This window comes from Streptomyces sp. 378, from assembly GCF_030124145.1.
Lineage (GTDB): Bacteria > Actinomycetota > Actinomycetes > Streptomycetales > Streptomycetaceae > Streptomyces.
Window position 1 is genome coordinate 23,541 of the sequence record NZ_JASKMS010000003.1, and the last position, 22,955, is coordinate 46,495.

General features: G+C 72.4%; 21 protein-coding genes and 3 pseudogenes. 17 read left to right on the forward strand and 7 right to left on the reverse strand.

Annotation, left to right across the window (positions count from 1 at the left end):
* Positions 1-196: 196 nt before the first annotated feature.
* On the reverse strand, positions 197-1,306 hold the full coding sequence (locus QNO09_RS05225) for a GDSL-type esterase/lipase family protein (protein ID WP_283968866.1): 1,110 nt from the start codon (positions 1,304-1,306) through the stop codon (positions 197-199).
* 389 nt (positions 1,307-1,695) lie between these two features.
* Between QNO09_RS05225 and efeU the strand changes: the two genes are divergently transcribed.
* Together efeU and efeB are read left to right on the forward strand one after the other, a co-directional pair.
* Positions 1,696-3,738 carry an iron uptake transporter permease EfeU gene (gene efeU, locus QNO09_RS05230; RefSeq protein ID WP_283968867.1) on the forward strand — a complete coding sequence of 681 codons (2,043 nt, stop codon included), beginning with the start codon at positions 1,696-1,698 and terminating at the stop codon, positions 3,736-3,738.
* 50 nt (positions 3,739-3,788) lie between these two features.
* Positions 3,789-5,072 carry an iron uptake transporter deferrochelatase/peroxidase subunit gene (gene efeB / locus QNO09_RS05235; RefSeq protein WP_283969181.1) on the forward strand — a complete coding sequence of 428 codons (1,284 nt, stop codon included), beginning with the start codon at positions 3,789-3,791 and terminating at the stop codon, positions 5,070-5,072.
* Positions 5,073-5,434: 362 nt separating this feature from the next.
* Here the strand turns inward: efeB and QNO09_RS05240 are convergent.
* Positions 5,435-5,647: pseudogene (locus tag QNO09_RS05240) on the reverse strand (tripartite tricarboxylate transporter permease); the annotation flags it as partial.
* Positions 5,648-5,693: 46 nt separating this feature from the next.
* Here QNO09_RS05240 and QNO09_RS05245 point away from each other — a divergent pair.
* Together QNO09_RS05245 and QNO09_RS05250 are read left to right on the forward strand one after the other, a co-directional pair.
* Positions 5,694-6,002 (forward strand): annotated as a pseudogene (locus QNO09_RS05245) (NAD-binding lipoprotein); the annotation flags it as partial.
* Between the two features lie 191 nt (positions 6,003-6,193).
* A pseudogene (locus tag QNO09_RS05250) lies at positions 6,194-6,308 on the forward strand (IS481 family transposase); the annotation flags it as partial.
* On the opposite strand, the gene QNO09_RS05255 reads toward QNO09_RS05250, so the two are convergent.
* Entirely contained in the window at positions 6,302-6,475 is a 174-nt protein-coding gene (locus tag QNO09_RS05255; protein ID WP_283969195.1) for a hypothetical protein, read from the reverse strand. The pseudogene QNO09_RS05250 and the gene QNO09_RS05255 overlap by 7 nt on opposite strands.
* A gap of 177 nt (positions 6,476-6,652) precedes the next feature.
* Here QNO09_RS05255 and QNO09_RS05260 point away from each other — a divergent pair, with 177 nt between their 5' ends.
* The 9 genes from QNO09_RS05260 to QNO09_RS05300 all read left to right on the forward strand — a co-directional run bounded on the left by QNO09_RS05260 (position 6,653) and on the right by QNO09_RS05300 (position 14,356).
* Complete coding sequence (locus QNO09_RS05260; protein ID WP_184567467.1) at positions 6,653-6,823, forward strand: DUF5670 family protein; 171 nt, start codon at positions 6,653-6,655, stop codon at positions 6,821-6,823.
* A gap of 92 nt (positions 6,824-6,915) precedes the next feature.
* A complete protein-coding gene (locus tag QNO09_RS05265; RefSeq protein ID WP_283968868.1) occupies positions 6,916-7,407 on the forward strand; it encodes a hemerythrin domain-containing protein in 492 nt (163 codons plus the stop codon).
* A gap of 411 nt (positions 7,408-7,818) precedes the next feature.
* On the forward strand, positions 7,819-8,934 hold the full coding sequence (locus tag QNO09_RS05270; RefSeq protein ID WP_283968869.1) for a Gfo/Idh/MocA family protein: 1,116 nt from the start codon (positions 7,819-7,821) through the stop codon (positions 8,932-8,934).
* Entirely contained in the window at positions 8,931-9,857 is a 927-nt protein-coding gene (locus tag QNO09_RS05275; protein WP_283968870.1) for a DUF6807 domain-containing protein, read from the forward strand. Before QNO09_RS05270 ends, QNO09_RS05275 begins: the two co-directional genes overlap by 4 nt.
* Entirely contained in the window at positions 9,851-10,615 is a 765-nt protein-coding gene (locus tag QNO09_RS05280; RefSeq protein ID WP_283968871.1) for a cupin domain-containing protein, read from the forward strand. Before QNO09_RS05275 ends, QNO09_RS05280 begins: the two co-directional genes overlap by 7 nt.
* Positions 10,616-10,684: 69 nt before the next feature.
* Positions 10,685-11,965 carry an ABC transporter substrate-binding protein gene (locus QNO09_RS05285; protein WP_283968872.1) on the forward strand — a complete coding sequence of 427 codons (1,281 nt, stop codon included), beginning with the start codon at positions 10,685-10,687 and terminating at the stop codon, positions 11,963-11,965.
* Entirely contained in the window at positions 11,962-12,900 is a 939-nt protein-coding gene (locus tag QNO09_RS05290) for a carbohydrate ABC transporter permease (RefSeq protein WP_283968873.1), read from the forward strand. The genes QNO09_RS05285 and QNO09_RS05290 overlap by 4 nt, the downstream gene beginning before the upstream one ends.
* Positions 12,897-13,757 carry a carbohydrate ABC transporter permease gene (locus QNO09_RS05295; RefSeq protein ID WP_283968874.1) on the forward strand — a complete coding sequence of 287 codons (861 nt, stop codon included), beginning with the start codon at positions 12,897-12,899 and terminating at the stop codon, positions 13,755-13,757. Before QNO09_RS05290 ends, QNO09_RS05295 begins: the two co-directional genes overlap by 4 nt.
* Positions 13,754-14,356 carry a hypothetical protein gene (locus QNO09_RS05300; protein ID WP_283968875.1) on the forward strand — a complete coding sequence of 201 codons (603 nt, stop codon included), beginning with the start codon at positions 13,754-13,756 and terminating at the stop codon, positions 14,354-14,356. The genes QNO09_RS05295 and QNO09_RS05300 overlap by 4 nt, the downstream gene beginning before the upstream one ends.
* 433 nt (positions 14,357-14,789) lie before the next feature.
* Here the strand turns inward: QNO09_RS05300 and QNO09_RS05305 are convergent, their stop codons facing one another.
* Positions 14,790-15,491, reverse strand: a complete 702-nt coding sequence (locus tag QNO09_RS05305; protein ID WP_283968876.1) for a phosphatase PAP2 family protein — start codon at positions 15,489-15,491, stop codon at positions 14,790-14,792.
* 137 nt (positions 15,492-15,628) lie between these two features.
* Between QNO09_RS05305 and QNO09_RS05310 the strand changes: the two genes are divergently transcribed.
* Complete coding sequence (locus QNO09_RS05310; RefSeq protein ID WP_283968877.1) at positions 15,629-16,285, forward strand: class I SAM-dependent methyltransferase; 657 nt, start codon at positions 15,629-15,631, stop codon at positions 16,283-16,285.
* 199 nt (positions 16,286-16,484) lie between these two features.
* Here QNO09_RS05310 and QNO09_RS05315 read toward each other — a convergent pair whose 3' ends face one another.
* Positions 16,485-18,320: a glycoside hydrolase family 15 protein gene (locus QNO09_RS05315; RefSeq protein WP_283968878.1), complete on the reverse strand. Its 1,836-nt coding sequence runs from the start codon at positions 18,318-18,320 to the stop codon at positions 16,485-16,487.
* A gap of 91 nt (positions 18,321-18,411) precedes the next feature.
* Positions 18,412-19,191 carry a DeoR/GlpR family DNA-binding transcription regulator gene (locus QNO09_RS05320; protein WP_283968879.1) on the reverse strand — a complete coding sequence of 260 codons (780 nt, stop codon included), beginning with the start codon at positions 19,189-19,191 and terminating at the stop codon, positions 18,412-18,414.
* A gap of 116 nt (positions 19,192-19,307) precedes the next feature.
* Between QNO09_RS05320 and QNO09_RS05325 the strand changes: the two genes are divergently transcribed.
* Together QNO09_RS05325 and QNO09_RS05330 are read left to right on the forward strand one after the other, a co-directional pair.
* Positions 19,308-20,189 carry an SIS domain-containing protein gene (locus tag QNO09_RS05325; RefSeq protein WP_283968880.1) on the forward strand — a complete coding sequence of 294 codons (882 nt, stop codon included), beginning with the start codon at positions 19,308-19,310 and terminating at the stop codon, positions 20,187-20,189.
* A gap of 13 nt (positions 20,190-20,202) precedes the next feature.
* A complete protein-coding gene (locus QNO09_RS05330; RefSeq protein ID WP_283968881.1) occupies positions 20,203-21,063 on the forward strand; it encodes a class II fructose-bisphosphate aldolase in 861 nt (286 codons plus the stop codon).
* On the opposite strand, the gene QNO09_RS05335 is transcribed toward QNO09_RS05330, so the two are convergent.
* Entirely contained in the window at positions 21,053-22,183 is a 1,131-nt protein-coding gene (locus QNO09_RS05335) for a methyltransferase (protein WP_283969182.1), read from the reverse strand. The two genes, QNO09_RS05330 and QNO09_RS05335, sit on opposite strands and share 11 nt — an antisense overlap.
* Positions 22,184-22,251: 68 nt before the next feature.
* Between QNO09_RS05335 and QNO09_RS05340 the strand changes: the two genes are divergently transcribed.
* Complete coding sequence (locus QNO09_RS05340) at positions 22,252-22,893, forward strand: alpha-ketoglutarate-dependent dioxygenase AlkB family protein (protein WP_283968882.1); 642 nt, start codon at positions 22,252-22,254, stop codon at positions 22,891-22,893.
* Positions 22,894-22,955: the final 62 nt, after the last annotated feature.

The window sequence follows — 22,955 nt, forward strand, 5'->3', positions numbered from 1 at the left end:
CCCGTGGGGTGGGGTCGGGTGGGGCGTGTGGTCAGTCACGCTGTGGTGCTCGACGGGGTGTTGCTGCTGTCGGGGCCCGGTCCGCTCGGGCCCGTGGCCGGGACGTCCTGGAGGCCGCCATCGCGAGCCCGCGCCCGCGGGTCGCCGGCGGCTCGGCGCCGTCGGCCACGGGCGTCCGTGGATCCCGGCACGGCAGTCATCCCGCCGGTGCCTTCGCGGTGCAGGTGACAGTCGCCGCCGGGGTGCCCGCCGTCGCCGGGACGGTGGCGACGAAGCCGAACGTGGCGCTCGCGCCGGGGGCGAGCGCGCCGTTCCAGGTCGCGTTCGTGACGGTGGCGGTGCCGTCCGCGGCCGTGGTGTGGGTGCCGTTCCAGACCTGGGTGAGTCGCGCTCCGCTCGCCGGCGCGACGGTCGCGGTCCAGCCCGAGACGGTGGAGGCCGACGTGTTGGTCACCGTCACCTCGCCCTGATAGCCGCCCTGCCAGGAGGAGACGGCCCGGAAGCGCGCGGTGCAGGCGGCCGGTTCCTCGCCCGGGTCACCCGGACCGCCCGGGTCCTGCGGGATGCCGGCGTCGAGGACCGCGGCCAGGGCCGGGAACCAGCGGGCAGCGATCTTGTTGTCGCCGGAGGCGTTGGGGTGCACGCCGTCGTAGGTGTCGGTGGCCGTGCTGAAGCCGGTCCACTGGTCGACCACGGTGACGGGGGAGCGGTCGGTGCCGGTCGCCCGGGCCCAGCCGGGAATACGCGCGTTGAAGTCGACGACGCGTTGCGCACAGGCCCCGCAACTGCTCGGGTTCATGGGGATGAGCTGGGCCACGAGGATCCGCGTGTCCGGATCGGAGGCCCTCATCTGCGCCACGAGCCTGGTGTAGGCGGCGAGGATGCGGTCGGGGGAGATGCCGCTCCAGACGTCGTTCGTGCCGAAGTGCATGACAACGATGTCCGGCCGGGTGGAGGCCAGCCTGCCGGGGAGCAGGTCCTGGTCGGCCACATTGGTGACCAGTTCGCCGCCGTGTCCCTCGTTGTCACCGTCGTGCGCCTGTCCGCAGCCCTGCGGGGGGAGGGTGCCGACGAAGTCGATGTCCTTGTATCCGCTGCTCACCAGCCGGTTCCACAGCACGGCGCGCCAGCAGCCAGGCGAGCCGGTGATCGAATCGCCCAGCGGCATGACGCGCACGGGGTCCGCCGCGTTCGCGGTCGCCGCGTGCGATGCGGACGCCATGCCGGGCGGGAGGAACAGGGCGGCCAGGAGCCCGAGAACGGACATGAGCCGTAAGCGCGGGGACGAGTGGGGGGTTCTGCGCATGGTGGTCCCTTCCCTTGATGAGGTGGGAGCGCTCCCACCTCATCAAGCCATCGTTGTCATTGACGCGTCAATAGGCGGGACGGTGAGAGGGCGACGCGCGGAAGCCGGACGCACGCGGCGGCGGTCACCCGGAGGCGGACGTGGACTCGGAGTGGACGCTGCCGTCACCGGCCCTCGGCGAGCACACCGCGGAGGTCTGCGGTGAGAAGAGCCCCCAGACTCCATGACGGTTCCGGGCCGTTGACCTTCGCCGAGACCTTTGCCAGGCCATGAGGCATCCATGACCGGATGCCCAGAGAGCCGAGTCCATGATGGTCGGCGTCGGCAAGGCATGCCTTGGCTAACTCGTTGGAGTGCGTCGGGGCATCGGGTCGGGAGGGCCGCGGTACATGTGGGACGACGCGTTTCCGAGTTTCCTGATCGGGCTGAGGGAAGGACTGGAAGCCGGGCTCGTCGTCTCCGTGCTGGTCGCCACCCTCGTGCGGGCCGGGGCCAGATCGAGGCTGCCGCAGGTGTGGACCGGCGTGCTGGCCGCGATCGCGCTCTCGATGAGCTTCGGTGCGGTCCTCACCTTCACGGCCGCCTCCCTGCCCACCACCGCGCAGGAGGCGTTCGGCGGCGCACTGAGCATCGTCGCCGTCGCGTTCGTCACCGCGATGGTTTTCTGGATGCGGCGATCCGCCCGTAGCCTGGCGAGCGCGCTCAAGGGGAAGGTCACCGAGGCGCTGACCATGGGCGCCGGTGTCCTGGTCCTCACCTCCTTCCTCGCGGTGGGGCGTGAGGGCCTGGAGACCGCCCTGTTCCTGTGGACCACAGCCCGTGCGGCCCACGAGTCGGCCGGCCCCCTGACCGGCGCGGGTGCCGGGCTCGTCCTCGCGGCCCTCCTGTGCTGGGGGCTCTACCGCAGGGTCCTGCGCATCGACCTCACCCGCTTCTTCACCGTCACCGGCGCCGCCCTCGTCGTCATCGCCGCAGGCGTCCTCGGTTACGGGCTGCGCGACCTCCAGGAGGGCGCGGTCCTGCCCGGTGGGACGGCGTACGCCTTCGACCTGAGCGGCAGCGTCGACGCCGGCTCCTGGTACGGCACCCTGCTCCAAGGCGTGCTCAACCTAACGCCGGCGATGACCTGGCTCCAGGTGGCCGGGTACGCCGGTTATCTCGCCGTGGTGATGGCGCTGTTCGTGCGGGGAGGAGGGGGAGGAGGGGGAACGCCGGAAGACCCGAGCCGAGGGCACGCCGACGCGTCGGCCGACCGGCCCACCGGCCCCGCTCCGACCCGTACCCGGCGGCTCCTGCCCGTCGCTGTCGTCGCCGTTCCCGCCCTCCTGGCCGGGCTCGTCGTCGCACTGGCAGACCCCGAACCCGCCGCAGGGGAGACGGTCGCCGTCTCCGAGACGGCCTGCGGCCAGGGCTTCACCGCGCCCGAACCGGGGCGGCAGGACTTCCGGATGCACAACACAGGGACCCAGACGTCCGAGGTGTATCTGATCGACCCGTCCTCGCACGCGGTCTACGGCGAGATCGAGGGCCTGGCCCCCGGCACCACCCGGGACCTCGTCGTCACCGTGGCGGGTGGAACGTACGCCTGGCGCTGTGTGCCGGCCGACGGCAGGGCCGTCACCTCGAAGGCGGTCCGGGTCGACGGCGCAGCCCGTGCCCACGCCGTCGCCCCCGTCTCCGCACAGGATCTCGCCGCACCGCTCAAGGCGTACAAGGCGTACGTGAACCGGGGACTGGCCACGCTCGTCACCCGCACCGGGAGACTCAGCGACGACATCCGCGCCGGGCACCTGGACACCGCCCGCACCGACTGGCTGACCGCCCACCGCACCTACGCCTCCCTCGGCGCCGCCTACGGCACCTTCGAGGACTTCGACCGGAAGATCGACGGACGGCCCGACGGGCTGCCGGACGGCGTCCACGACAAGGACTTCACCGGCTTCCACCGGATCGAGTACGGACTGTGGCACGGCGAGTCCGCGGCCGGGCTCAAGGACGTGGCACAGCGGTTGGCCGACGACGCCGCCGGGTTGCGGAAGGCCTTCCCGCACCAGGACTTCGACCCCTCCGACCTGCCCCTGCGCGCCCACGAGATCCTGGAGAACACCCTCCGGTTCGAGCTGACCGGCGACACCGACCAGGGCAGCGGCACCGGGCTTGCCACCGCCGAGGCCGACCTCGCCGGTACACACGAACTGCTGACCGTGCTGGGGCCGTTGCTCACCTTGCGTGCCCCGAAGCTGCTTCCCACCGTCGACGCGGACAGCACACGACTGCGGAGGCTGCTCGACTCCGGGCACCACGGGGCCGGGTGGACCCCCGTCGACCGGCTCGACCCGGCCGTGAAAGCACGGATCGACGGGGCAGCGGGGCAACTCCTCGAAGACCTCGCGCCGGTGCCGGACCTGCTCGAGATCAGGAAGTCCGCATGAGCGCCCGGCGTCGGGACCAGCGCGCAGAAGACACCGAAGGGAACACCCCCATGCCGTCCGCCGACCCGCCGCCAGGCTGCCCCGCCCACACCGGCCGCCGCTCCTTCGTGAAGACGGCCCTGGGTGCCGGAGCCGCCGGAGCAGTCCTGGCCGGGGGCGGGCTCGCAGTCGCCGAGAGCGGCAGCGGCACGGCCCGGGCGGCCGGGCGGCAGAGCGCCGATCGGGTGGCCTTCCACGGAACCCAACAGGCGGGGATCCTCACCCCCGCCCAGGCGGCCGCCGCCTTCGTCTCCTTCGACGTCATCGCCGACGACCGCGCCGAACTGGCCGATCTGCTGCGGACCCTCACCGAGCGGGCCCGCTTCCTCACCTCCGGCGGCACACCGGTGGACCTCGGCGTCGGCGCCCCGCCCTCGGACAACGGGCTTCTCGGCCCGGTCGTCCCGGCCGACGCGCTCACCGTCACCGTGGGGCTCGGCGCTTCCCTCTTCGACGACCGCTACGGACTCGCCCGGGCCAAACCGCGCCGGCTCACGCCCATGCGGACCTTCCCCAACGACAACCTGAACCCCGCCGAGTGCCACGGCGACCTGTCCCTGCAGATCTGCGCGTCCCGGCAGGACACCGTGCTGCACGCCCTGCGCGACATCGCCAAGCACACGCGGGGCGCCCTGCAGATCCGGTGGCGCGTCGATGGCTTCCAGAACACGCCCCGGCCCAGCGGTGCCCCGCGCAATCTCCTGGGCTTCAAGGACGGCATCGCCAACCCGGACGTGGCGTCGGCCCGCGAGATGGACCGTCTGGTGTGGGTCGGACAGGGGCAGGGCGAGCCCACCTGGGCGGTCGGGGGAAGCTATCAGGTCGTGCGGATCATCCGGATGCTCGTGGAGTTCTGGGACCGGGTCTCGCTGTCCGAGCAGGAGCTGATGTTCGGCCGGCGCAAGGACACCGGCGCCCCGCTGGACGGCGCCGAGGAGACGGACAGCCCGAACTACGCCAAGGACCCGCACGGCACGGCGATCCCGCTCGACGCGCACATCCGGCTCGCCAACCCGCGCACGGCGAAGAGCGACGACTCCCGGCTTCTACGGCGTGGTTACAACTACGACCGGGGCATCGACAGCGTCGGCGACCTCGACATGGGACTGATCTTCTGCTGCTACCAGCAGGACGCGCACCGCCAGTTCGAGGCCACCCAGACCCGGCTGATCGACGAGCCCCTCGTCGACTACATCTCCCCCACCGGCGGCGGCTACTTCTTCGCCCTGCCCGGTGTGCGGGACTCCTCCGACTGGCTGGGCAGGGGGCTGCTGTCGACCGGGCGGACGGGCTGACCGGTGCGACCCCGGAGCGAGAGGAACGGTGACCGGCACGCGCGACGGGTGGGGGGAACGGTGACCGGCACGCGCGACGGGTGGGGGGAACGGCGACCGGTACGCGCGACGGGTGGGGGGAACGGCGACCGGTACGCGCGACGGGTGGGGGGAACGGCGACCGGTACGCGCGACGGGTGGGGGGAACGGCGACCGGTACGCGCGACGGGTGGGGGGAACGGCGACCGGTACGCGCGACGGGTGGGGGGAACGGCGACCGGTACGCGCGACGGGTGGGGGGAACGGCGACCCGCACGCGCGACGTTCAGGAACGGGCGTACGGGTCACCGCGGCCGGCGACGTGGAGTTCCGCCCCGACTCGGTCAGGCTTCGGCGCGGTTCCGAGTCACCGCCTTCCTCAGCAGCGGCCAGGCCAGCAGCAGCACGATCACCGCGTACACGATCACCGCGAACGGCGTGTCGACCAGGACCGTGACGTCGCCGTCGCTGATCTGCAGGGCGCGCCGCAACTGTTGTTCGGCGTTCGGGCCGAGGATCACGCCGATCACGGCGGGCAGCACGGGCAGCCCGTAGCGGATGTCGGTGCTGCTCGCCCTGGTCGCCCTGCTGTACGTGCCGACGCTCGTCGGCCTGCTCATGGCGCAGATCTCCCAGAACCGGCACCTGGCGGCGGTGTTCGAGGAGTTGTTCTCGGCCGACGGCACCGGCATCCGCCCGCGGCCGGCCGGCAACTACGTGCTGCCCGGTTGCGAGACGACCTTCGCCACCGTCGTGGCGGCGGCACGTCAGCGCGGTGAATGCGCCATCGGTTACCGAAGTCACGACGACGCGTCGGCCGGACCGGGCTACGGGGTGCGGATCAACCAGCCCAAGGCGGAGCGGCGCGGCTGGACGGCCGGGGACGAGGTGATCGTGGTCGGCGAGGACTGAGGCCGCCGCGTACCCGGCGCGCCGGACCGGCCCGGTGGAGCCGCCCCGGCGCCACCCGCACGGCCGGTCCTCGCGCGGTCAGCGCCATAACGCGGGCGGAACTCCGTTCTGCCCGGGCGCGAACAACGGCCCCGCAGTCGCGACGCCGGGGGGTGGCGCCGCGTGCCAGTCCTCCTCCGCGAGCACGTTCTCCCGAACGCACCCAGGCCTTGGCAGACTTCCTGCACACCTACCACCACCCTCGCCGCCACACCGCACTCGGAGGCCACCCACCCATCAGCCGCGCGAATCCCGGCGGGTCAATACAGCCGGGGCCACAGCCTCTTGCCGGTGGCCGCGTCCAGGCCGACGAGTTCCATGCGCGGGCCCTCGGACTCGTCCTGGGCCGCGGTGGCCGGGGGGACGAAGCCGTCGCTGCGGGCGTTGGCGCAGTACCCGGCGTCGGCCGGCGCACCGGCAGACGCTCCGATCACCCGGGGAGTTGTGGACAGCCCCTTTTCCCGGCGGGAAGTTCCCATGAAACCCGGCCTCGTTTCCGGCGCCCGGGCAAAAGCGACCCAGGTGCCCCTGATCCGGGTGAAGAAACACAGAAAATTCGACTGCGTGTTCCCCTGAGGCCAGGGCATCAGAGGGGGCGGAGGTTGATAACTATGGTTCCCCTGCTTCTCGTCCTGCTCCTGGCCCTGGTCCTCTTCGGTGCGGGCTTCGCACTGAAGGCCCTGTGGTGGATCGCGGTGATCGTGCTGGTCCTGTGGCTGCTCGGCTTCGTGCTGCGCACCGCGGACAGTGGTGGCCGCAAGGGCCGCTGGTACCGCTGGTAGGCCGACAGGCCGCCACCCGAGGCGAACAGAACATCAGGAATGGGGTAAACGAAGGTGACCCGTATGTCTTCGAGGAAAGGCGTTCCTGTTCCATGGCCGACACACAAGACGTCGTAGAACTCATTCTTCAGGACCACCGGCGTATGGAAGACCTCTTCCGTCAGATGCGGAGCGTCGAAGCCGACCGGGCCGGTGCGTTGCGGGAGTTCGCGGATCTGCTGATCGCGCACGCACAGGCCGAGGAATCCAAGGTCTACCCGGCGCTCAAGCGGTACAAGAACATCGACGACGAAGAGGTCGAGCACGGCGAGCACGAGCACGACGAGGGCAACGAGGCCCTCCTGGAGCTCCTCGAGGTCGACGAGGTCGGCTCCGAGGAGTGGGACTCGAAGCTCGAGGAGCTCGTCGAAGCCGTCACCCACCACGCCGACGAGGAAGAGCGCACCATCCTCAACGGCGCGCGGGAGAACGTGGCGATGGAGCGCCGGGAGGAGCTGGGCCAGGCGTTCGCGCAGGAGCGCGAGCGTCAGCTGAAGGCCGGGTGTGGTTCCGTGGAGAACGTACGCAAGATCGTCGAGTCCTGACTCGACCGGACCGGCCCTGATGGTCACCGCCCGCGGGCGGTGACCATCAGGGCCGGTCGTCGTGGTCACGACCGCGCGGCCCACGGCCCCTCGGATGCCGCGCGGTCGACGTCCCGCGACGGTGGCCGCGCTGTCGGCCGGGACCTGCGCAAGACGCGGTGCGACACGACGGTGGGGGCGGCCCGTCACCCGACCGCCCCGGGGGAGGTCGGGCCCGGCGACGACGCGGAGACGCCGTTTCCATGGCGGGGACAACCATCCGCATCTCTGTCCCGAGCTGGGGCGATGTGCGGGCAGACCTTGTGCAGGTCGTTGCAGGGGGGTTGTCCAGACATTCTCTCCCGCCTAGGGTCCCTACCGAGTGCAAGCGCTTTCCCAGCGTGTGTCCGCCGGCCGTCCGAGGAGCGCCGCATGTCCTTGTCCCCCACCCGCCGCCGCGTGGCCGTCGTCGGCACCGGAGCCATCGTCGCCGGGAGCCATCTGCCCGCGCTGCGGGCCCACTCCGACCGGGTGGAACTGGTGGCCGCCGTCGACGTGGACCAGGAACGGCTCGGCGCCTTCCGTGAGCTGGCCGGTGACCAGGTCGCCGGATACACCTCGACGGACGCGATGCTGGACGCCGAACGCCCCGACCTGGTCCTCATCGGCACCCCGCCCTCCCTGCACCGCGACCAGACGGTGGCCGCGCTGAAGGCGGGCGCCTGGGTGCTGTGCGAGAAGCCCCTCACCCTGTCGCTCGCCGAGTACGACGAGATCGCCGCCGCCGAAGAGGCCTCCGGCGCGTACGCGGCGGTCGTCTTCCAGCACCGCTACGGATCCGGCGCCGTGCACGCCCGCGAGCTGATCACGAGCGGCGAGCTGGGAGCCCCGCTGGTCGCGCACTGCCAGACCACCTGGCACCGGGACGCCGCGTACTACGCGGTGCCGTGGCGCGGGAAGTGGGCCAGCGAGGGTGGCGGCCCGACCATGGGCCACGGCATCCACCAGTACGACCTCATGCTGCACCTGCTCGGGGAGTGGGAGGAGATCCGCGCGATGGCCGCCCGTCTGGTCCACGACACCGAGAGCGAGGACGTCTCCACCGCCCTGGTGCGTTTCCGCAGCGGCGCCCTCGCCACCGTCGTCAACAGCGTGCTGTCCCCGGACGAGGTGAGCCGCATCCGGGTCGACTGCGCGGACGCCACGGTCGAGCTCACCCACCTGTACGGCCACGGCAACGACAGCTGGACCTACACCCCGGCCCCGCACGTCGCCTCCGAGCGGGCCACCGCCTGGCGCACCCCCGCAAGCGACGTGCCCAGCTCGCACACCGCCCAGCTGGGGGCCCTCCTCGACGCCTACGACACCGGCACCAGGCCCCCGGGCAGCGGCCGCGACGCCCGCGCCACCCTGGAGTTCGCCGCCGCCCTGTACAAGGCGGCGTTCACCGGCCGTCCGGTGCACGCGGGGGAGATCGTGCCCGGAGACCCCTTCTACGAGGCCATGCACGGCGAGTCCCCCGACTGGGCCCCCAAGGAGCGCGCATGACCATCCGCGTCACCCACACGTACGGCGAGAACATCGCCGTCACGGCGGCGAACGGTACGGAGATCCTCCGCTACGTCTACCGCCCCGACCCGGATCCCTTCGAGTCCCGCAAGCCCTACGCCCACCCGGTGCGCACGCTCTCCGGCCGCACGGTCACCGGCTACCGCCCGAACGACCACCGCTGGCACAAGGGTCTGCAGATGACCGCGAGCCATCTGTCCGGCCAGAACTTCTGGGGCGGCAACTGCTACGTCCACGGCGAGGGCTACCTCCCCCTGCCCGAGCGTGTCGGCTCGATGCGGCACGACGGCTTCGCGGACCTCACCGTCGAGGACGACCGCCTCGCCCTCACCGAACACCTCACCTGGATCGAGCACGGCGGCGAGGAGTGGGCGCGCGAGGTCCGCGGGCTGACCGTCCACTCGGTGGACGAGGAGGCCGGTTCCTGGGCCCTGGACTGGTCGATCCGCCTCACCAACACCCGTTCCGAACCTCTCGCCTTCGGCTCCCCGACCACCGCGGGCCGTGAGATGGCCGGCTACACCGGACTCCAGTGGCGCGGCCCGCGCGACTTCACCGGCGGCACGGTCTTCGCCCCGGACACCGACGCCGACGCGGGCACACTGATGGGCACCCAGGGGCCCTGGCTCGCCTTCACCACCGAGCACGACGACGTCGACGGCCACTCCACCCTGGTCTTCGCGCACGCGCCGGAGAACCTCGACGAGACGTCCGCGGTCCACGCGTCGCACTGGTTCGTCCGCTCCGAGCCGTTCCCGACGGTCGCGTTCTCCTGGGCGTTCTTCGAGGAGTTCGAGCTGCCGCCGGGGGAGTCCTTCGCCTACCGGTACCGCCTCGTCGTCGCCGACGGCGCCTGGGACCGCGACCGGGTCGGCGCGCATCTGAAGGGCCTGCCGTGGTGAGCGCAGCCGAGCCGGCGGGCCTTGCGCACCCACTGCCCGGCGCGATCGGCCTGTCCCACCTCAGCGCCTACGACTGGGAGGCCGCCGACGGGGTCTGCGGCGGCAGCCCGCACCTGCACCTGGTGTGCACCGAGGCGTACGTCGTCACCGGCGGCCGGGGAGCGGTGCAGACGCTGAGCCCCGACGGCTACCGGGACATCCCCCTCGAAGCCGGCTCCCTCGCCTGGTTCACACCGGGCACCGTGCACCGCATGGTGCAGGGCGGCGATCTGCGCATCACCGTGCTGATGCAGAACAGCGGTCTGCCCGAGGCCGGGGACGCCGTGTTCACCTTCCCGCCCGAGGTGCTCGCCGACCCCGGCCGGTACGCCGCCGCCGCGTCACTGCCGCCCGGCACCGGACCGGAGACGGCGGCCGCCGCCCGGCGCCGCAGGGACCTCGCCGTCGAGGGCTACCTCGTCCTGCGCGAGGCCCTCGTCGCCGGCGACAACGGCCCGTACCTGGAGTTCCAGCGCGCCGCCGCCCGGATCGTGCGCGACAAGGTGCCCACCTGGCAGGCCCTGTGGCGCGAGGGCGCCCTGGCCACCGCGGAACGCACCGGCGCCCAGCTCGACGCCCTGGCCGCCGGCGATCCCGCCTACCTGGGCGAGGCCACCGCCCACGAGGCCGCGCCCACCCGGCTCGGCGGCTTCGGCATGTGCGGCCGGCGTGACGAGTACGCGCTGCCCGGAACGACGCTGCCGCACCAGGGGAAGTAGCGGCAGGGGACCTTGAGGGGGCCCTGAGGGGGGCTCAACCGAAACTCCGTCGAGAGGAGCGAGCTCGGCATGCCCGGACACAGGACGAAGGGGTTCTGCGCGTCGGCCGCCGCACTGGCACTGTGTGCCGTACTGGCGGGCTGCGGAGGATCAGGGGAGACCGGCGGCGGCAAGATCGTGCTGCGCTACACGTGGTGGGGCAACCCCGACCGCGCGGAACGCACCGAGCGGGCGGTCGCGCTGTTCGAGAAACAGCACCCGAACGTCGATGTGACCACGTCGTTCTCCGGCTACGACGCCTACAAGCAGAAGCTCGCCACCCAGGCCGCCGGCGGTGACGCCCCGGACGTGATGCAGCTGGACTACCGGCAGATCGACCAGTACGCCTCCGGTGGCGTGCTGCTGGACCTGACGAAACAGAAGTCCGTCCTGCGCACCTCCGAGATCGACCAGGGCCTGCTCGCCACCGGCCGCGTGGACGACGTGCAGTACGCGATCCCGCAGGGCCGCGGCACCGAGACCGTCGCCTACGACATCGAGACCTGGAAGAAGTCGGGCGTCCCCCTCCCCGGCGAGAGCTGGACCTGGGATCAGTGGGCCGACACCATGCGCGCTCTGGCGAAGAAGACCGGCAAACCCGGGGCGACCGACCCCGGCCAGAGCGAGGACTCCTTCGAGGTCTGGCTGCGCGGGCAGGGCAAGGCCCTCTACACCCGGGACGGCGGGCTCGGGTTCACCGCCGACGACCTCACCCGCTGGTGGACCTTCACCGACCGGCTGCGCCGCGAGGGCGCCGTCTCGCCCGCCGAGCAGACCACGCAGCTCGACGGCTCCGTCGAGAACACCCCGCTGGGACGCGGCATGTCCGTCACGGACGCCAACTGGGACGCCCCGGCCAGCGGCTTCGTCGCCCTCGTCCAGGGCGGCGTCGCGCTCGCCCCCATGCCGTCCGGCGAGGACGGCACACCCGGCCAGTACTTCAAACCGTCCATGTTCCTGGGCGTCTCGGCCAACACCGGCCACCCGAAGGAGGCGGCCCAGCTCGTCGACTTCATGATCAACGACCGGCAGGCCGCGACGATCCTCGGCGCGAGCCGCGGCATCCCCGTCAACGAGACGATCCGCGACGAGATCGGCCCGCGGCTCAAGGACTTCGACAGGACCATCGCCGACTTCCAGGCGTCCCTGGAGGGCAAGCTCAAGGACCCGCCCCAGGCGCCGCCTTCGGGCGACAACGCCCTGCAGAGCACCTTCCAGCGCGACTACGACCAGGTGTCCTACGCGCGCATGTCGCCCCGCGAGGCGGCCGAGAACTACGTCACCGAGGCGAAGGCGGAGCTGAGGTCATGACCACCACCGCGATCCCCGCGGAGGCCGGGCGCGCCCCCGCGGTCGCCCCGAAGCGGCGGCCCAAACGCGAACGCGAGGGCGCCGCCTGGGTGTTCCTCTCGCCCTGGGTGCTCGGCGCGATCGTCCTGACACTGCTGCCGATGGCCGTGTCGCTGTACCTGTCGTTCACCGACTACGACCTGTTCACCCCGCCGAAGTGGGTGGGCCTGCGCAACTACGCGCAGATGTTCACCGAGGACCCGCGCTACTGGCGCTCGGTCGTGACGACCCTGACCTACGTCGTCGTCGCCGTGCCCCTCCAACTGGCGCTCGCCCTGGTCGTCGCGCTGGCCCTGAAGGGCATGAAGCGCGGCAAGGCCTTCTACCGCTCCGCGTTCTACGCGCCGTCCCTGCTCGGCGCGTCGATGTCCATCGCGCTCGTGTGGCGGGCGATCTTCAACGACGGCGGCACCGTGGACCACCTGCTCGGGACCGGAGGCTGGGTCAACCAGCCCGGCTGGGCACTGCTGGCCGTCGCTCTGCTGACGGTGTGGCAGTTCGGGGCGCCGATGGTCATCTTCCTCGCCGGGCTCCAGCAGATCCCCGCCGAGCTGTACGAGGCGGCGGCGGTCGACGGAGCCGGGAAGTGGCGGCAGTTCCTGTCCGTCACCGTCCCGATGCTGTCGCCGGTGCTGTTCTTCAACCTGGTCCTGCAGACCATCCAGGCCTTCCAGGTGTTCACCCCCGCCTTCGCGGTCAGCGCGGGCAAGGGCGGACCGGCCGACTCGACCCTCGTCTACACCCTGTACCTCTACGACCGCGGCTTCGTCGCCTCCCATATGGGCTACGCCTCCGCCATGGCCTGGGTGCTGCTTCTGGTGATCGGCATCGTCACGGCGGTGCTGTTCCGCACCTCGCGCTCCTGGGTCTTCTACGCCTCCGAGGGGGACCGGTGACCTCGACGACCGCCGCCCGCACGCCCGTTCGCCGGGGCCGTCTCGCCCTGCACCTCGGATGCCTGGCCGCCCTGCTGGTCATGCTGTACCCCCTGGCCTGGCTGCTGGCCACCTCGCTCAAGCCCGCCGACGAGGTCATAGCCAGCCTCGACCTGCTTCCCGGCCACCTGGAATGGTCCAACTACCGAACGGCCCTCGACGGCGTCAACGACGTCTCCATCTGGCGGCTGCTGGGCAACTCCCTGCTGATCGCGGGCGGCGCGGTCCTCGGCAACGTCATAAGCTGCTCGCTCGCCGCCTACGCGTTCGCGCGCCTCAGGTTCCGTTTGCGTGGACCCCTGTTCGCCTTCATGATCGCCACGATCATGCTGCCGCACCACGCGGTGCTGATCCCGCAGTACATCATCTTCAACCAGCTCGGCCTGGTGAACACCTACTGGCCGCTGATCCTGCCGAAGTTCCTCGCCACCGAGGCGTTCTTCGTCTTCCTCATCGTGCAGTTCATGCGCGGTCTGCCGCGCGAGCTGGAGGAGGCGGCCCGGATCGACGGCTGCGGCCCCTTCCGCAGCTTCTTCCAGGTCGTGCTGCCGCTCACCCGGCCGGCCCTGATCACCACCGCCATCTTCACGTTCATCTGGACCTGGAACGACTTCTTCACCCAGCTCATCTACCTCTTCGACCCCGAGAAGTTCACCCTCACCCTGGCGTTGCGCTCGTTCGTGGACGCCTCCAGCACCTCCGCGTTCGGCCCGATGTTCGCCCTGTCGGTGATCGCGCTGCTGCCGATCGTGCTGTTCTTCCTCGCCTTCCAGCGGTTCCTGGTGGAGGGCATGGCCAGCTCCGGAGTGAAGGGGTGAGCGGATCGCGTACCCGCGAGGCGGGCGAGGTGTTCGGCCCGCGCATGACCCTGTTCGCCGACGTGCTGAGCGTCGGACTCGCCACGGCGGTGGCCTGTCTGCCCCTGGTCACGGCTCCGGCCGCGCTGTCGACGGCGTGCGCGGTCCTGCGCGGCGCGGGACAGGACCGGCCCGTCACGGCGGGGCGGTATGTCGCCCTGCTGCGGCGGCGGTCGCGCACCGGCGACCTGGTGGCGGGAGCCGTCACCCTGGCCGGCCTGCTGCTGCTGGCGGCGGACCTGGCGCTGGCCGGGGCGGGGCTGCCGGGGGCGCCGCTGTTCGCGGTGGCCGCCGCGGTGATCGGCGCGTGCGCGGCGGTGGTCGGCCTGCGGGCCTGCGCACGCCCCGAGTCGCTGACCGACTGGCGCGCGGCGGTGCGCGGGGCCGGCCGGGACGCCGTGACGGACGTGGGCGGCAGCGGCCTGGTCCTGCTGGCCGTGGCGACCGCCGCGCTGTGCGCGTGGATGCTGCTGCCGCTGGCCTTCCTCGCGCCCGGGCCGCTGGCTCTGGCGCTCACAGCCGTCGACGTACGCCGGTCCGCCGCCGTTGTCCCTCACTAGTGCCCGCGGCAGGCAACGTTTGCCCCGTCGCGACGCCCGGCACGCTCCCCCGTTCCCGGCTTCGCTCGAACGGGAGGGGCCCCCACCGCCGCACCGGCCGAAAGCCCAAGTACGTCCAGTACGAGGGCTTCCGGCCGGCACGCCGAGAGCACGCACCGGACGCCGCTCCTCAATGGGCAAACGTTGCCTGCCGCGGCACTAACCGAACATCCAGGGGCCGCTGGGGTGCCCAGGGCCCTCGCCACCGTCACCAGGACCGGTGATGCTCCCGCCGACAGGCCTCGGGGCTCTCCGGCCGGACGCGGACCAGCGGGTCCGGCTCCAGCACCTGGGCGGGCGGCCCGGTGCGCACCGGGCCGCCCGAGCCGCGTACGCGTTCGTCAGTACAGCCGGGCGGGCCCGGCTGAGCCCCCTTCACCGGCCCGGCCGCGCGTCACCCGCGCAGGGCGCCGGCGACGCTGATCCGCGGCCAGGAACCAGCCGCCGCGAGGAGGGCCTGTGTCCGCGCCGACGGAGTGGCCGCTGCCGCCGCCAGCGCCGCAGCGGCGCTGGCGATTCCGAGGACCGCCCCCGCCGCCACATCGCCCGGGTAGTGCACGCCGGTGTGCACACGGGAGTAGCCGACGGCGCTCGCCAGCGCCCCGAGCGGTACCGCGGCGGGAGGCAAGACCACGCCCACGGCGGTGGCGAACGCGACCGCCGACGCCGTGTGCCCGGACGGGAACGACGCCGAGGTGGGCATCTTGACGTGCCGGTCCACCGTCACCCGGGCCGCCTCGCGGTCGGGCCGCGCCCGGCGCACCAGGCGCTTGCCGAGCAGATTGGCGGAGGCCGAGGCCACGGCGATCGCGCCGACGCCGACGAGGGCGGCCCTGCGCGGCCGCTTCCCGGCCAGCGCCAGGGCGGCGGCGATGGCGAACGAGATCTTGGAGTGATCGGCCGCGTGCGACAGGTGGCGCAGTGTCCGGTCCAGGGTCGGCGTGGGGGTGGCGGCCACCGCCGCGTACAACGCGCCGTCCACGGCCCTGAGATCGCCGAACACGGCGCCCAGGAGCCGGTCGCGTCCCTCCGTGAAGTCCTCGGCGTTTCGGAGCGGACGGGGGGCGTCCGCGTCTGTGGTCGTCGGATCGGTCATGTGCTTCTCCCCGCAGTGGCCTTCCCCAGCACGGTACCGGCTCACGCCCGGCGCACGCTCGGCGCCCCTGCGGGCCGGTACCTCCCGAGTGCCCGGACGGCGGACGGCCACCGGCGGTGAGCAGGGACACTGAGCGCATGTCACCCCTGTCTCGCCGCGTGCTGAGCGCACTGGAGCGTTTCCACGCCGCCCGCCCCTGGGACCACAACGCCCACTTCCACCGCTGGATCCTGCGGCAGCTACCCGGGCGGGTGGGGAGCGCCCTGGACGTGGGCTGCGGCAGTGGCGACCTGTCCCGGCTGCTGGCCGTCCGGGCAAAACGCGTGCACGCCATCGACGCCGATCCGCAGATCACGGCCAGGGCGCGGGAACTGACCCCGGCGACGGCCCCGGTGACCTACACGGCGGCCGACGCGCTGACCGGTCTCGGTGAGCGGTCGTACGACGTCATCACCTGCGTCGCCGTCGTCCACCATCTGCCGTTCACCGAGGCCCTGGAGTCCTTCCGCGACCGTCTCGCCCCGGGGGGCACCCTGGTGATCGTCGGCGTGGCCCGGGAGTCGACGCCGGTCGACCATCTGCTCGGCATCGCGTCCCTCCCGCTCAACGTCGTCATGGCGCTGTTCAAGAACCGGGGCCGCCCGGCACCCCGGCCGGTCTCGATGACCGCCCCCACCCGTGCGCCGGACCTCACCTTCCCCGAGATCGTGCGCGAGGCCCGGGCCGTACTACCCGGCGTCCGTCTGCGCCGCCGTCTGCTGTGGCGCTACACCCTGGTGTGGCGCCACCGCTGATCCGCCGACGTCCCGGTCCGCGGCCCGCAAGGCCCGCAGCCGCGGCGAGTTGCCTGCCACGAGGACCGACGAGAAGGCCATGGCCGCACCCGCGATCATCGGGGTGAGCAGGCCGGAGGCGGCCAGGTCCGCGCCGGGGAAGCGGTGGCCGCACCCGACCCCCCGGGGGCATGCGGAGGACGGCCACGGGCACGGAGCGTCAGCCCAGCGCCCGGTCCAGGTTGAACGCCGCGCTGATCAGCGCCAGGTGGGTGAACGCCTGCGGGAAGTTGCCCTGCTGCTCCCCGGTGTGGCTGATCTCCTCGGCGTACAGGCCGAGATGGTTGGCGTACGTCAGCATCTTCTCGAAGGCCAGGCGCGCCTCGTCGATCCGGCCGGCGTGCACCATCGCCTCGACGTACCAGAACGAGCAGATGGAGAACGTGCCCTCGTCGCCGCGCAGCCCGTCCGGGCTCGACCGGGGGTCGTAGCGGTAGACCAGGGAGTCGGACACCAGCTCCTCGGTGAGCACGTCCAGCGTCGACAGCCACTTCGGATCGGTCGGGGCGATGAACTTCGTCAGCGGCATCATCAGCACGGCGGCGTCCAGCACGTCACCCTCCTCGTGCTGGACGAAGGCCCCGCGCCGCGCACACCAGCCCCGGCTCATGATCCGCCGGTAGATCGTGTCGCGGCACTCCCGCCAGCGCGGCAGGTCCGCGGGCAGGCCGCGCCGGTTGGCCATCCGGATGGCCCGCTCGATCGCCACCCAGCACATCAGCCGCGAGTACAGGAAGTTCTTGCGCCCGCCCCGCGTCTCCCAGATCCCCTCGTCGGGCTGGTCCCAGTGCAGGCACACCCAGTCCACCAGCGCGCACACGTCGTCCCACTGACCGCTGGAGATGGGCTTGGCCCACTTGTCGTACAGGTAGATCGAGTCGATCAGCGCGCCGTAGATGTCGAGCTGGAGCTGATCGGCCGCCGCGTTGCCGACCCGCACCGGCGCGGAGCCGTGGTGGCCCTCCAGGTGGTCCAGGGTGCGCTCGGGCAGCTCGGCGCGGCCGTCGATGCCGTACATGATCTGCAGCGGGCCGGAGCGCTTGCCGTCGCCCGGGCTGATGTGCCGGGTCACGAAGTGCATGAAGGCCTCGGCCTCGCCGCTGAAGCCCAGCCGCAGCAGGGCGTAGACGCAGAACGCCGCGTCCCGCACCCACACGTACCGGTAGTCCCAGTTGCGTTCGCCGCCGAGTTCCTCGGGCAGGCTCGTCGTCGGCGCGGCCACGATCGCCCCGGTGGGCGCGTAGGTGAGCAGCTTCAGCGTCAGGGCCGAGCGGTGCACCATCTCCCGCCAGCGGCCCTTGTACCGGGACGCCGCCAGCCAGTGCCGCCAGTACGCCACCGTCGCCTCGAACTGCTCCTCGGCCTCCGTGCGCGCGCACCTCCGGGGCGCCACGTCGCCGCCGACCTTGTCCAGCGCGAACACCGCCGACTCGCCCTCGGAGAGTTTGAAGTCGCCGCGCACGTCCGGGCCGTCGGCCTCCAGCGGCACCGTCGCGGTCAGCGCGAGCGCCATCCCCTCCGTCTCGAACACCGCCGTGTCCCCGGTCAGCCGGAGGGTGTGCGGCAGGGAGCCGTAGTCGAACCGGGGCGCCACGCGCGTACGGAAGGGGATCGAGCCCCGCACGCACACCACCCGCCGGATCAGCCGGTGCCGCTCCGCCTCGGCCGGCCCGCCGCCGACCGGCATGAAGTCCTGCACCTCGCCGACCCCGTCCTCGGTGAAGAACCGGGTGATCAGGACGTTGGTGTCGGGGAAGTAGAACTGCTTGGTCCGCGCCGGCACGGTCGCCGCCAGTTCGAAGCAGCCGCCGCGCTCCGCGTCCAGGATCGCCGCGAACACGCTCGGCGCGTCGAAGGCCGGGCAGCAGTACCAGTCGATCGTGCCGTCGGTGCCCACCAGGGCCACACTGCGCAGATCGCCGATCAGCCCGTGCTCGGCGATCGGTACATACCGCCGGCCGCTCGCCACGCCCCGGTCCCGTGCCGCTCCGCCCATGACGGCCTCCCTGCCCGGTAGGCGCCTCAGCCCCAGCCTAGAACCGCCGACGGACGTGCGCTGTCGGAGCGTCGCTGTCGGGCCCTCACCGTCAGACCGTGACGACCCGCAGCCCGGTTTCCTCGAACCGCCGCACTGTCTGCGTGTCGGCCGCCGTGTCCGTGACCAGCGTGTCCACCGCCTCGACCGCGCAGATCCGGGCGAACGCCCGCTGCCCGAGTTTGCTGGAGTCGGCGGCCACCACCACCCGTTCCGCCCGCTGGCACAGCAGCCGGTTGATCGCCGCCTCGGCCTCGTCGTGCGCCGCGGCGCCGTGGGTCACGTCGAAGGCGACGACGCCGAGCACCGCCACGTCGACGGTGATCTGCCCGAGCACCCCGTCCGCGAGCGGCCCGACCAGCTCGAACGACTGGGGCCGTGCCACCCCGCCGGTCAGCACGATCTTGAACTGAGGCCGTACGGCCAGTTCGTTGGCGATGTTCAGCGCGTTCGTCACGACGGTCAGGGCGGGCGACCCGGAGGTCAGGTCCCCGCGCATGGCCAGGGCCCGTGCCACCTCGGTCGTGGTCGTCCCCCCGGTCAGCCCGACCGCCTCGCCCGGCGCCACCAGATCCGCCACCGCCTTGGCGATGCGCTGCTTCTCGGAGGCGTGGCGGGCCGTCTTGTAGCGCAGCGGCAGCTCGTAGGAGACGCCGTGCACGACCGCCCCGCCCCGGGTGCGCACGAGCATCTGCTGCTCGGCGAGCCCGTCGAAGTCACGGCGGATCGTCGCCGCCGACACCCCGAGCTCCGCCGCCGCGTCCTCGACGTCCAGCCGGCCGCGCTCCACGAGCAGTTCCAGCAGCGCCTTCCAGCGGGCGTCGCGCGACATCAGGACCTCCACCTCTCCATTTCCGGCGACCCTAGCGCACCCGATCCGGCCGAATGCTTGATGATGCTCGAAGGCTGGCTATATCGTGCAGGAAAAATCAGAACGGAGGGTGCGGTATGACGCATGTCGAGGACGAGCTGGCAGACCAGCCCGCATGCTGGGCCCGCGCCGCGTCCCAGGCGGCCCGGTACGCGAAAGTGCTGCCGGTGCCGGGGGAGAGGGTCGCGATCGTCGGCTGTGGCACCTCGTACTTCATGGCGCAGGCGGCCGCGGCCCTGCGCGAGGGCGCGGGCCAGGGCGAGACCGACGCGTTCGCGGCATCCGAGTTCCCCCACGGCCGCCGCTACGACCGGGTCGTCGCCCTCACCCGCTCCGGCACCACGACCGAGGTCCTGGACCTGCTGAGCCGGTTGCGGGGCCGCACCGCCACCACCGCGGTCACCGCCGACCCGGACACACCCGTGCGGACGGCCGCCGACGACCTCGCCGTCCTGGACTTCGCGGACGAACGCTCCGTCGTCCAGACCCGGTTCGCGACCACGGCCCTCACTCTGCTCCGCGCCCACTTCGGCCTCCACCCCGACACGGCCGTCACCGACGCCCGTACGGCCCTGACGGAACCGCTGCCCGAACGACTGGTGGAATGCGGGCAGTTCACTTTCCTGGGGCGCGGCTGGACCGTCGGTCTGGCCCACGAGGCCGGGCTGAAGATGCGCGAGGCCGCGCTGGCCTGGGCGGAGTCCTACCCGGCCATGGAGTACCGGCACGGTCCCATCAGCGTCAGCACGACGGGCACGGCGACCTGGATGCTGGGCGACGCGCCGGACGGACTGGCCGAACAGGTGCGCGGCACCGGCGCGTTGTGGATCGCCGGGCGCCTCGACCCGCTCGCCGAACTGATCCGCGCCCAGCGCCTCGCGGTCGCCGTCGCCGCGTCCCGCGGGCTGGACCCCGACAGCCCGCGCCACCTCACGCGCTCGGTGATCCTCGCGCCCTGACCCGGGAGACCCCGTGCCCCTGACCACCACCGGCGACCTCGTCACCCGCGCCGCCGCGGCCGGCTCGGCCGTCGCCTCCTTCAACGTCATCACCCTGGAACACATCGAGGCCGTCATCGCGGGCGCCGAGTCCGCGCACGCCCCCGTCGTCCTCCAGGTCAGCGAGAACGCGGTCAAGTTTCGCGGCGGACAACTGCTTCCGCTCGCCCGAGCAGCCGTCGCCGCCGCCGAACACGCCGCCGTCCCCGTCGCTCTGCACCTCGACCACGTGCGGAGCGACGCACTGCTGCGCCGGGCCGCGGACGCCGGCTTCAGCTCCGTGATGTACGACGCGGCCCGGCTCCCCTACGCGCAGAACCTCGCCGCGACCCGGGCGGCGGTCGACTGGGCACACGCCCACGGGCTCTGGATCGAGGCCGAGTTGGGCCAGATCGGCGGAAAGAACGGCAGCCCCCCGCTGGACGCGCACGCCCCCGGCGCCCGCACCGACCCCGAGGAGGCACGGGCGTTCGTCGCCGACGCGGGCGTGGACGCCCTGGCCGTCGCCATCGGCAGCTCCCACGCCATGACCACCCGCACGGCGGCCCTCGACCACGCCCTGCTCACACGCCTGTCGGCCGCACTGGACGTCCCGCTCGTCCTGCACGGCTCCTCCGGCCTACCGGACGGCGAACTCACGGCGGCCGTCGCGGGCGGCATCGCCAAGGTCAACATCGGCACCGCCCTGAACATCGCACTGACCGGCGCGATCCGGGAGTTCCTCACCGAGCGGCCCGAGGCGGTCGACCCGCGCGGTTACCTGACCCTCGCGCGGGAGGCGATGACACGGGCGGTGGCCACAACCCTGCGGACCCTCGGCGCCGCTAGCGCTTGACCGCCTTCAGCACCACGAACTTCGGGTCGCTCGCGACCAGTTGACTGTTGCCGAACAGCTTGCGCAGCGTGACGTGGTAGCCGAGGTGCCGGTTGCCGACCACCCACAGCTCGCCGCCCGGCCGCAGCGCGCGCCGCGCCCCGGTGAACATCCGCCGGGCCGTGGCGTCGGTCGTCGCCTGGTGGGAGTGGAAGGGCGGGTTGTTGAGGACCAGGTCGACACTGCCGGACGGCACGCCCGCCAGCCCGTCGCCGACCCGGAACTCGGCACGCCCCGGCGCGCCGTTGGCCTCGTACGTCGCCTCCGCCGAGGCCACGGCCTGGAACGACTCGTCCACGAACAGCACCTCGGCGTTCGGATCGGCGAGCGCCACCGCCGTGCCCACCACGCCGTTGCCGCACCCCAGATCCACCACCCGGCGGCCCCGGCCGTCCGGCAGGTGCCGCAGGAAGAACCGCGTCCCGATGTCGAGCCGGTCGGCGCAGAAGACCCCGGCGTGGTTCACGACCGTGCTGCCCGCAGCCGGGCCGACGTCGTCCGGCAGCGCGTAGACGTACGGCCACGGACTGCCGGGCCGCTCCAGCGCCGGATCAGGCGTGCAGAAGATCAGCCGGGCCTTCTTCTCGGCCAGCGAGGTGCGGGTCGGGCCGAGGATCCGCTCGAACAGCCGCAGCGTCGAGGTGTGGATCTCCTTCACCATGCCGGTGCCGACGACGACCGTCCCCGGGTGCACGGCCGGCGCCAGACGCAGCAACTGGTCCTCCAGCAGCGCCAGACTCTTGGGGACCCGCACCAGCAGTACGTCGACCCGCTCCGGCGGCGGGTCCTGCGTGGTGAGCAGCCGGACCGCGCCCGGCTCGGCCCCGGCCCGCGCGAGGTTGGCGCGGGTCGCCTCCCGCGCGAGGTAGGAGTCGGTGATCTGCACCGGCCCGTGCGCCGCGAGCGCCGTGACCAGCGCTCCCCAACGGTCCCCGACGACCACGACCGTGCCGTCCAGCGGCACCCGCTCCTCGGCCAGATGCCGCAGCAGATACTCGTCCGAGGCGTCCCAGGCGCGCAGCCTGTCGCGCGGGTCCTCGGGGAAACGGGTCAGCGCCGGCTCGCCCCACGGCGTCGTCATACGGTCGTTCATCGTGCGACCAGGCTAGCCGAGCCGCAGCTCAGGACGGGTCGGGCACCATGGAAGGCATGGACGCCGAGCTGTTTCCCAGAGCCCGTACGCAGGTGGCGCCCGGTGCCGTCCACCTGCCCGACTGGCTGGAAGCGGAACGACAGAGGGCACTGCTGGCCGCCTGCCGCGGGTGGGCCCGGCCACCCGCCGGCCTGCGCACCGTCCGCACCCCGGGCGGCGGCACCATGACCGCCCGGCAGGTCTGCCTCGGCTGGCACTGGTACCCGTACGGCTACGCCCGCACGGTCGCCGACGGGGACGACGCCCCGGTGAAGCCGTTCCCGCGGTGGCTCGGCGAACTGGGCCGCCGGGCGGTCCGCGACACCGTGGGAGGACCCGCTCCGGACTACGACATCGCGCTGATCAACTTCTATGACGCCGACGCCCGCATGGGCATGCACCGCGACAGCGACGAGAAGTCGGACGCGCCGGTGGTGTCGCTGAGCCTCGGTGACACCTGCGTCTTCCGCTTCGGCAACACGCGGACGCGCACGCGGCCCTACACCGACATCGAACTGCGCAGCGGCGACCTCTTCGTCTTCGGAGGACCTGCCCGCCTCGCCTACCACGGCGTCCCCCGCGTCCACCCCGGCACGGCACCGCCGGGGCTGGGCCTGACGGGCCGGCTCAACATCACACTCCGGGTCAGTGGCCTCTGAGAGGTGTGCAAGGGGGTGTTCACGGGCGTCGCGGCGGGCGGGACTCCGCGGACACCCCGGCG

Coding starts and splice junctions, on each gene's coding strand:
- QNO09_RS05225 (WP_283968866.1), bottom strand. CDS start 1,306: ATGCGCAGAACCCCCCACTCGTCCCCGCGCTTACGGCTCATGTCCGTT.
- efeU (WP_283968867.1), top strand. CDS start 1,696: ATGTGGGACGACGCGTTTCCGAGTTTCCTGATCGGGCTGAGGGAAGGA.
- efeB (WP_283969181.1), top strand. CDS start 3,789: ATGCCGTCCGCCGACCCGCCGCCAGGCTGCCCCGCCCACACCGGCCGC.
- QNO09_RS05260 (WP_184567467.1), top strand. CDS start 6,653: ATGGTTCCCCTGCTTCTCGTCCTGCTCCTGGCCCTGGTCCTCTTCGGT.
- QNO09_RS05265 (WP_283968868.1), top strand. CDS start 6,916: ATGGCCGACACACAAGACGTCGTAGAACTCATTCTTCAGGACCACCGG.
- QNO09_RS05270 (WP_283968869.1), top strand. CDS start 7,819: ATGTCCTTGTCCCCCACCCGCCGCCGCGTGGCCGTCGTCGGCACCGGA.
- QNO09_RS05275 (WP_283968870.1), top strand. CDS start 8,931: ATGACCATCCGCGTCACCCACACGTACGGCGAGAACATCGCCGTCACG.
- QNO09_RS05285 (WP_283968872.1), top strand. CDS start 10,685: ATGCCCGGACACAGGACGAAGGGGTTCTGCGCGTCGGCCGCCGCACTG.
- QNO09_RS05290 (WP_283968873.1), top strand. CDS start 11,962: ATGACCACCACCGCGATCCCCGCGGAGGCCGGGCGCGCCCCCGCGGTC.
- QNO09_RS05305 (WP_283968876.1), bottom strand. CDS start 15,491: ATGACCGATCCGACGACCACAGACGCGGACGCCCCCCGTCCGCTCCGA.
- QNO09_RS05310 (WP_283968877.1), top strand. CDS start 15,629: ATGTCACCCCTGTCTCGCCGCGTGCTGAGCGCACTGGAGCGTTTCCAC.
- QNO09_RS05315 (WP_283968878.1), bottom strand. CDS start 18,320: ATGGGCGGAGCGGCACGGGACCGGGGCGTGGCGAGCGGCCGGCGGTAT.
- QNO09_RS05320 (WP_283968879.1), bottom strand. CDS start 19,191: ATGTCGCGCGACGCCCGCTGGAAGGCGCTGCTGGAACTGCTCGTGGAG.
- QNO09_RS05325 (WP_283968880.1), top strand. CDS start 19,308: ATGACGCATGTCGAGGACGAGCTGGCAGACCAGCCCGCATGCTGGGCC.
- QNO09_RS05335 (WP_283969182.1), bottom strand. CDS start 22,183: ATGACGACGCCGTGGGGCGAGCCGGCGCTGACCCGTTTCCCCGAGGAC.
- QNO09_RS05340 (WP_283968882.1), top strand. CDS start 22,252: ATGGACGCCGAGCTGTTTCCCAGAGCCCGTACGCAGGTGGCGCCCGGT.